This window comes from Bacillus sp. GMs2/2, from assembly GCF_050172095.1.
Lineage (GTDB): Bacteria > Bacillota > Bacilli > Bacillales > Bacillaceae_G > Bacillus_A > Bacillus_A cereus.
The window spans coordinates 1-7,241 of the sequence record NZ_JBNLYE010000207.1 but is presented as its reverse complement, the minus strand read 5'-3'; the positions used below and the strand labels follow the sequence as shown (position 1 = coordinate 7,241).

Here is a 7,241-nt window from a genome sequence, read left to right as displayed (position 1 = left end):
CTAAGTGGGGGAGTGTTCATTATGTATTAAACCATCGTTACTTTTTCACAATTATTTATTTTTACGACTTGCCTTGGCTCTATATGAGATAAGTCCTCGCTATTACCTATATCAACTACAATTGTATTCGTTAGTATGTTAATAATGGAACCAATTAATTTTGTAGCATGATCGTGTCGATAAGAAAATTGAACAAAATCTCCCTTTTTAAAGTTGTGCTCTTCCATAGATAGATCCCCCTAAAAATAATGTTTATACATTATACATACACAAAATTATAAGTTTTAAACATTTATTAGTACGATTTAAGTGTTAAGCCGAGAAAGGTGTAGAAAATTTATTTATAATGAAAATAAAAAAATATGTTTAAAATTAATTTTTATGGGTAATTAAATAGTAAGAGTTTGAGATAAGGGGGCGGAAATGATGAATTTGGCAATAAATATTTTGCAAAATGATGTAGGTTATACAGTACAACTTAATGGTGAAATTGATGCTTATACGGCATCAGATTTGAAAAATAAGATTATGCCTATTGCAAGCGAAAAAGAGGTTCATATTGTAGTAGATTTTCATAACGTAGATTATATGGATAGTACTGGTTTAGGCGTTTTTATAGCTCTATTAAAAGCAGTTAAGAAAAATGATGGAAAACTAGAGTTTATCGGTGTGTCTAAAAGGCTAAAAAGATTATTTGATATTACGGGGCTAACAGAAATATTAAATTTGAATTCCGATTTTGAAAAAGTAGAAAGAAGGTGACTAGGGATGATGGAGAGATTTGAAAAGATAGAAATGAAAATTCCTGCAAAAGCAGAATATGTGGCTATTATTCGTTTAACAATGGCTGGTGTTGCGAATCGAATGGGCTTTGCTTATGACGATATAGAAGATATGAAAATTGCTATTAGTGAAGCTTGTACAAACATTGTACAACATGCATATAAAGAAGACGTTGGAGAAATTACAATTGTCTTTGGCTTATATGAAGATCGATTAGAAATTATGGCTGCGGATAATGGAGTTAGCTTTGATTTTAATAGTTTAAAAAGTAAAGTTGGTCCGTATGATATTAATAAACCAGTAGAACATTTGCCGGAAAATGGTTTAGGTTTATATTTAATCAATACGTTAATGGATGATATACAAATTATGCATGATGAGGGCATGACAGTTTTAATGACAAAATATATACAAAGAGAGCAGGTGGAGAATGATGGAAATCCAATCTCAACCTACAAATCTTACTAAAGAAGACGTTATTAAACTAATTGCAGACTTCCAACAAAACCAATGTGATGAAGCACAGGAAAGATTGGTTAATCACTATAAAAATCTTGTATACTCCATTGCATATCGCTATTCAAAAGGTGGGTCGATGCATGAAGATATTATACAAGTAGGAATGTTAGGGCTCTTAGGTGCAATAAGAAGGTATGATTATTCGATAGGGAATGCTTTTGAGCCGTTTGCAATACCTACAATAGTAGGCGAAATAAAGAAATATTTACGTGATAAAACTTGGGGTATTCACGTTCCAAGGCGAATTAAAGATTTAGGCGGGAAGATTAAACTTGCGATAGAGGAGCTAACAGATCGTTTCCAGCGTTCACCGAAGATTATAGAGATTGCAGATCATTTAGGACTATCCGAAGAGGAAGTGCTAGAAATTATGGATGCGAAAAATAATTATCGCGTATCTTCCTTAGATGATGTAGTTGAAAATTCATCTGATGGCAGTTCGGTAGCGAGGATTGAATCTGTAGGTGAAGTAGAGCAAGGATATGAAGAGACAGAAAGGCGTCTCGTTTTAAAGGATATTTTCAACGTATTAAATGACACAGAAAAGAGTGTTATTCATTATATATTTGGAGAAAATTTAAATCAAAAAGATACAGGGGAACGGTTAGGTATTTCACAAATGCACGTTTCTCGTATTAAAAGACAAGCGATAAGTAAATTGAAGCAAGCAGCATTTTTAGATACATAAAAATTTAAAATCATTATGTTTAAAACATGAGAAAAGGGGTAGTTATTAAGTATAGGAGGAGAATACTCAGCAATTATTATGTATAACCATAATGCAGCTACAGTTTCTGGTATATATAGACAAGTGTTAAAACCTTTCTTTGAATCTGAAATTAGTGATGAACAAGGACATGCCCTATATTTAGCGGAGAAAATTAAGACGTTAGGTGGTACACCTACTACAATCCCTTTACCAGTGAAACAAGTAGAAGATGTTAGAGAAATGTTAGAGTCCGCTAGACAATCAGAATATGAGACAATTAAGCGTTATGAAACGAGAAAAGAACAAGCAGCAAAATTAAATATGACAGAGTTAGTTGTAAAACTAGAAGATATGATTGCAGATGAAACAAATCATATGGAAGAATTAGATCGTCTTTTAAATGACAAAGCAATGGTGTTAAATTAATAGTGGAAATTTATAGAATGAAAGAACAAACTCTCATTTCTGGGGGTTTGTTCTTTTGCTGTATAAAAATTATGTTAGAGTAGGAAATTTTCATTTTGTAACTGAGTATGCAATACTAGAAAAATAGAAAATGATAATAGATTTACATTTTAAATAAGAAAAGGGGAAATAACTTGTGTCCATTTTAATTGTCGATGATAATCCGGTTAACATCTTTGTAATTGAAAAAATTTTAAAACAAGCCGGATATCAGGATCTTGTATCGCTGAATTCTGCACAAGAGCTTTTCGAATACATTCAATTTGGAGAAGATTCTTCCAGGTATAATGAAATTGATTTAATACTATTAGATATTATGATGCCTGAAATTGATGGACTTGAAGTTTGTAGGCGATTACAAAAAGAGGAGAAGTTTAAAGATATTCCTATTATTTTTGTTACAGCTTTAGAGGATGCCAATAAATTGGCCGAAGCTCTTGATATGGGGGCAATGGATTATATTACGAAACCTATAAATAAAGTTGAACTATTAGCACGTATGCGTGTAGCGTTACGCTTGAAATCGGAATTAAATTGGCATAAAGAACAAGAAGAAAATCTTCGGAATGAATTAGATTTAGCTACGCAAGTACAAAGAAACTTATTAAGTAGCCCATTAAGAGAAGATTATATAAAAATTGAAGCAAGTTACTTACCTTCATTTAAATTAGCTGGAGATATGTATTATTGGTATAAAATCGATGAAAACCGCTACGGTATTATATTATTAGACGTGATGGGACATGGTATATCTGCTTCATTAGTTTGTATGTTTATTTCGTCTGTATTACGTGAAACGATTAAATCTTTAATCGATCCAGAACTTGTCATTAAAGACTTAAATAAATATATGACTCTTTTACATAATGAGAATGACGATATTCCATATTATTTTACAGCGATATATTTAGTAGTAGATACAGAAAAGAGAACGATTGAATATGTAAATGCAGGGCATCCTTCTGGATACGTTTTAGTTGATGAAACAAATATGGTTGAACTAAATCGCGGGAGTTGTGCGGTAGGATTTTTTGATGAAATAAAAGTTGAAAAGACAGTTATACCTTTTGAGAAGAACGCTCAAATCGTATTGTTTACAGATGGTGTTCTTGAAGCAATTGCAAATGATGAATTTGAGGCTGAAGAGAAATTACGTACTTTTACAGAAAGAAAATGGGGAGATTTAGAAGGCGAGATAGAAGGGTTTTACAAGGAAGAACAAAAGAAAGCGCAATCAGATGATATGTGTCTAATTATGATACAAACGAATGCGAAATAAAAAGCGTATGAAATCCAAACAGAGGATTTCATACGCTTTTTATTGTATTTTTTGATAAATTTGTTCGCTAGGATTAAATTGGGTATAATGCGGCATTATATTTGAAAAACGAAGAGTTTCTTTATTTCCTAAACATAGAAAACCATTGTGACTTAAACTTTCATAAAATAGTTGCTGCACTTGATTTTGAAGTTTACTTGTAAAGTAAATTAAAACGTTACGACAAAGTATAATATGAAACTCGTTAAAAGATTGATCAGTTACTAAATTATGCTGTGCAAAAATAATGTTTTGTAAAAGTGATGGATTAAAATAAGCAAAACGATTATCTGTTGAATAATAGTTAGAAAATGCTTGTGTACCGCCAGCTTGTAAATAATTTTTCGTATAAGTTTGCATTTTATTTAACGGGAGGATAGCTTGTTTTGCTTTTTCTAACACATTTGTATTCATATCTGTTGCGTAAATAACCGACTTTTCACTTAATCCTTCTTCGTGAAGTAAGATGGACATTGATAATACTTCTTCACCAGTTGCGCATCCAGCATGCCAAATTCTAATTTCAGGTTGCTTTTTTAATTCAGGAATAACATGCTCTCTAAGCGCTTTAAAAAAGGCAGGGTTACGGAACATTTCAGTTACATTAATCGAGAAATCATTTAATAACTGTTCTAAAACCCCTTCCTCGTGAATTACTTTTTCAATTAATTTTGAAATGGTAGGGATATTAGAGAGCTGCATTCTATTACAAATTCTTCTATAAATAGATGTGCGAGCATATTGGCGAAAATCAAATCCTGATAGTTTAAATACTGCTTCTAATAGTAATTCAATTTCTAAGTTCGTGCGCTCATCTGTATCTACTGATGGATCAAAATTATAATACTTATTTTCCACTCCAACTAAACCTCACTTATTTTATTAACCATACACTCATTACCGAATAGAGTTGATGTAGATTTAATGGTTTACTTATATAATCTGAAGCGCCAGCAGATAAACATTTTTCCTTATCATTTGGCATTGCTTTAGCAGTTAATGCGATAATAGGTATTTCACTTAACCCTAAGTTCATTCGGATATTTTCCATCGTTTCATAACCGTCCATATTAGGCATCATAATATCCATTAAAATAAGGTCAATATTTGTATTGCTTTTTAGTATTTCTAAACACTCTAAGCCGTTTTGGGCAGTAATAATGTTGGCATTTTGTTTTTTTAATGCATTTTGTAACGCAAATATATTTCGATGATCATCATCGACAATTAAAATGGTTTTCTCTTGGAAGACGTTATTTGTTTCGGTAGTAACGATAGTTTCTTCCACAACTTCAGCAGGAATAACATCTTCTATCGTTGCCGCGACTTCTAAATTGGATAACTGTATATCTGGTAATCCTTTTGGAAGGTTAGGAATATATACCGTGAAAGTACTACCTTCTCCTACATTACTCTCTAACGTAATCCAACCACCTAACAATCTAGCAAACTCTTTACAAATAGATAAACCTAATCCTGTACCACCATACTTCCGAATCGTTGCGCCATCTGCCTGTTGAAAGGCTTCGAAAATAAGTTGATGCTGTTCTTTAGCGATACCAATACCAGTATCTTTTACTGAAATTGTAATCCAATCTTTACTTATAGACTGCATATCATGACTTAAATTACTTGTTTCTATCGAATCGAAATGTAAAGAAACGGATCCTTTTTCTGTAAATTTAAATGCATTGGATAATAAGTTTTTAATAATTTGCTCAATCCGTTTTGCATCTGTATAAAACAGATCAGGAATCGTATCACTGTCTTCAATAGTAAATTCGACATTTTTTTGTGCAGCTATATGTAAAAAGTTTTGATGCATATTGGCTGCCATGTCACTTATGTTCGTTGCTTCAAAAATGATGTCTAGTTTGCCTGCTTCTACTTTAGATAAATCGAGTATGTCATTAATTAAAGTAAGTAAGTCTTTCCCTGATGAATGAATGACAGTTGCTAATTCAATCTCATCGTCGGATAAATTGTTATCATGATTTTCTCTTAACATTTCAGATAATAGTAAAATACTATTTAACGGTGTGCGTAATTCATGTGACATATTTGCTAGGAACTCAGATTTGTATTTTGAACTACGCAACAACTCACTTGCTTTTTCTTCTAATTCTGATTTAGTAATTTGTAAGTCAGCTGTCTTTTGCTCCGCCTCTTCCGTTCTAGACTCTAATTGTTCATTCGTTGTTCGTAATTCTTCTGCTTGCATTTGTAGTTCTTCCGCTTGCGTTTGCAATTCTTCTGATTGAACTTGTAACTCTTCTGTCATTGCTTGTGATTCATGTAAAAGAGTTTGAATTCGCATACGTCCCATAATGCTATGGATTGTTAAACCTAGATTATCAACGGTTTGTTGAATTAAATCTTGATGTAAATCTGAAATCTCAGTTACACTTACTAACTCCATTACTGCGATCACTTCATCCTCAAATAAGATAGGGATGATTAATAGATTTTTAGGGCGTATTTCTAATACTCCACTAGTGACATAACGAAACTCTTCGGGTATGTCTCTGAGAATAAAACTTTTCTTTTCTAAGGCAGACTGTCCAATGAAACCTTCACCCATTTGAATCGATTGTTTCCCAATATCAGCACCTTGATCGGCGAAAGAAGCTTTCTTCACATAATAGACAGTGTCTTCAATTTCTTCACGTACATAAAATGCACCGCAAGAAGTTTGCGTTTTTTGTATCACTCCACTAAGAATTTTGTTACCTAACATCTCAATAGAAGATACACCTTGATACATTAAAATTAATTCTGCAAGCTCAGTTTGTAACCATTCTCTTTTCGATATTTCGTCTAGTAAGTGATTCGTTGTATGAGCAAGATCTTTTATTTCATCACGTGTGTTTACATGAATTCTTTCCGTGATTTTTTCTTTAGAAGAAATGGATTTAATAGCTTGAATTACATTTTTAATCGTTTTTGTAATGGAATTAGAAATATAAAGGGAAACAATAATGGAAATGCAAGAAAGTAAGAACAATAAACTGTATAACCAAATCTCTAATTTATTATTTTCAGTATCTAATTGTGCTGCTCTTTTTTTCGTTAATTGCTCCTCAGTGCTACGGAAGTTAGTTACCTGTGACTGTAAGGACTGAATTTGAGTCGTGTCGATTGTTTGTACATTATTACTATTATGATTTGCAATTAACGGGTGAATCTCTTTATTTATCCAACTAATAATATTTTCGTTAATCTGTTTTAATTTTTCTTGCTGAGATGGGTTATCCTCTAATAATGAGAAAAGATCTTGATAATGCTTTTCGTAATCCTTTTCCGCAGAATTAAGAGATTGTACGTAATTTGGATTATTAGAAATGATAAACCCTTTCGCTTTATTTTCAATTGTTAGTAAATCTTTCTCCACTTGATTTGTTAAATTGAGAACTTTAAAATCGTGCTCAATAATAAAATTACGAGATT

8 protein-coding genes are annotated in these 7,241 nt (G+C 32.1%); 5 read left to right on the top strand and 3 right to left on the bottom strand.

Translation table 11 applies throughout. The features are described from left to right. Window positions 1-26: 26 nt before the first annotated feature. Window positions 27-227, bottom strand: coding sequence for a methyltransferase (locus ACQGS6_RS20030; protein ID WP_000390989.1), 201 nt, complete (start codon window positions 225-227; stop codon window positions 27-29). Window positions 228-423: 196 nt separating this feature from the next. On the opposite strand from ACQGS6_RS20030, the gene rsbV reads away from it, so the two are divergent. From rsbV to ACQGS6_RS20005, 5 genes are all read left to right on the top strand, one after another. Beyond that, complete coding sequence (rsbV, locus tag ACQGS6_RS20025) at window positions 424-762, top strand: anti sigma b factor antagonist RsbV (protein WP_001986277.1); 339 nt, start codon at window positions 424-426, stop codon at window positions 760-762. 6 nt (window positions 763-768) lie between these two features. After that, window positions 769-1,251 carry an anti-sigma B factor RsbW gene (gene rsbW / locus ACQGS6_RS20020; protein WP_000970580.1) on the top strand — a complete coding sequence of 161 codons (483 nt, stop codon included), beginning with the start codon at window positions 769-771 and terminating at the stop codon, window positions 1,249-1,251. Next, the gene (gene sigB / locus ACQGS6_RS20015) at window positions 1,214-1,990 is read left to right on the top strand and encodes an RNA polymerase sigma factor SigB (RefSeq protein ID WP_009327198.1); all 777 of its coding nucleotides are present in this window, start codon (window positions 1,214-1,216) and stop codon (window positions 1,988-1,990) included. Before rsbW ends, sigB begins: the two co-directional genes overlap by 38 nt. 51 nt (window positions 1,991-2,041) lie before the next feature. Further along, window positions 2,042-2,437 carry a ferritin-like domain-containing protein gene (locus tag ACQGS6_RS20010; protein ID WP_426965473.1) on the top strand — a complete coding sequence of 132 codons (396 nt, stop codon included), beginning with the start codon at window positions 2,042-2,044 and terminating at the stop codon, window positions 2,435-2,437. 175 nt (window positions 2,438-2,612) lie between these two features. Continuing rightward, entirely contained in the window at window positions 2,613-3,755 is a 1,143-nt protein-coding gene (locus ACQGS6_RS20005) for a fused response regulator/phosphatase (protein WP_000025537.1), read from the top strand. Between the two features lie 39 nt (window positions 3,756-3,794). Here the strand turns inward: ACQGS6_RS20005 and ACQGS6_RS20000 are convergent, their stop codons facing one another. Both ACQGS6_RS20000 and ACQGS6_RS19995 read right to left on the bottom strand, forming a co-directional pair. Further along, window positions 3,795-4,652, bottom strand: coding sequence for a CheR family methyltransferase (locus tag ACQGS6_RS20000; RefSeq protein WP_000429043.1), 858 nt, complete (start codon window positions 4,650-4,652; stop codon window positions 3,795-3,797). A gap of 16 nt (window positions 4,653-4,668) precedes the next feature. After that, window positions 4,669-7,241: ATP-binding protein (locus ACQGS6_RS19995; RefSeq protein ID WP_426965472.1), on the bottom strand; the 2,573-nt coding region annotated here is incomplete at its 5' end.

Coding starts and splice junctions, on each gene's coding strand:
- ACQGS6_RS20030 (WP_000390989.1), bottom strand. CDS start 227: ATGGAAGAGCACAACTTTAAAAAGGGAGATTTTGTTCAATTTTCTTAT.
- rsbV (WP_001986277.1), top strand. CDS start 424: ATGATGAATTTGGCAATAAATATTTTGCAAAATGATGTAGGTTATACA.
- rsbW (WP_000970580.1), top strand. CDS start 769: ATGATGGAGAGATTTGAAAAGATAGAAATGAAAATTCCTGCAAAAGCA.
- sigB (WP_009327198.1), top strand. CDS start 1,214: ATGATGGAAATCCAATCTCAACCTACAAATCTTACTAAAGAAGACGTT.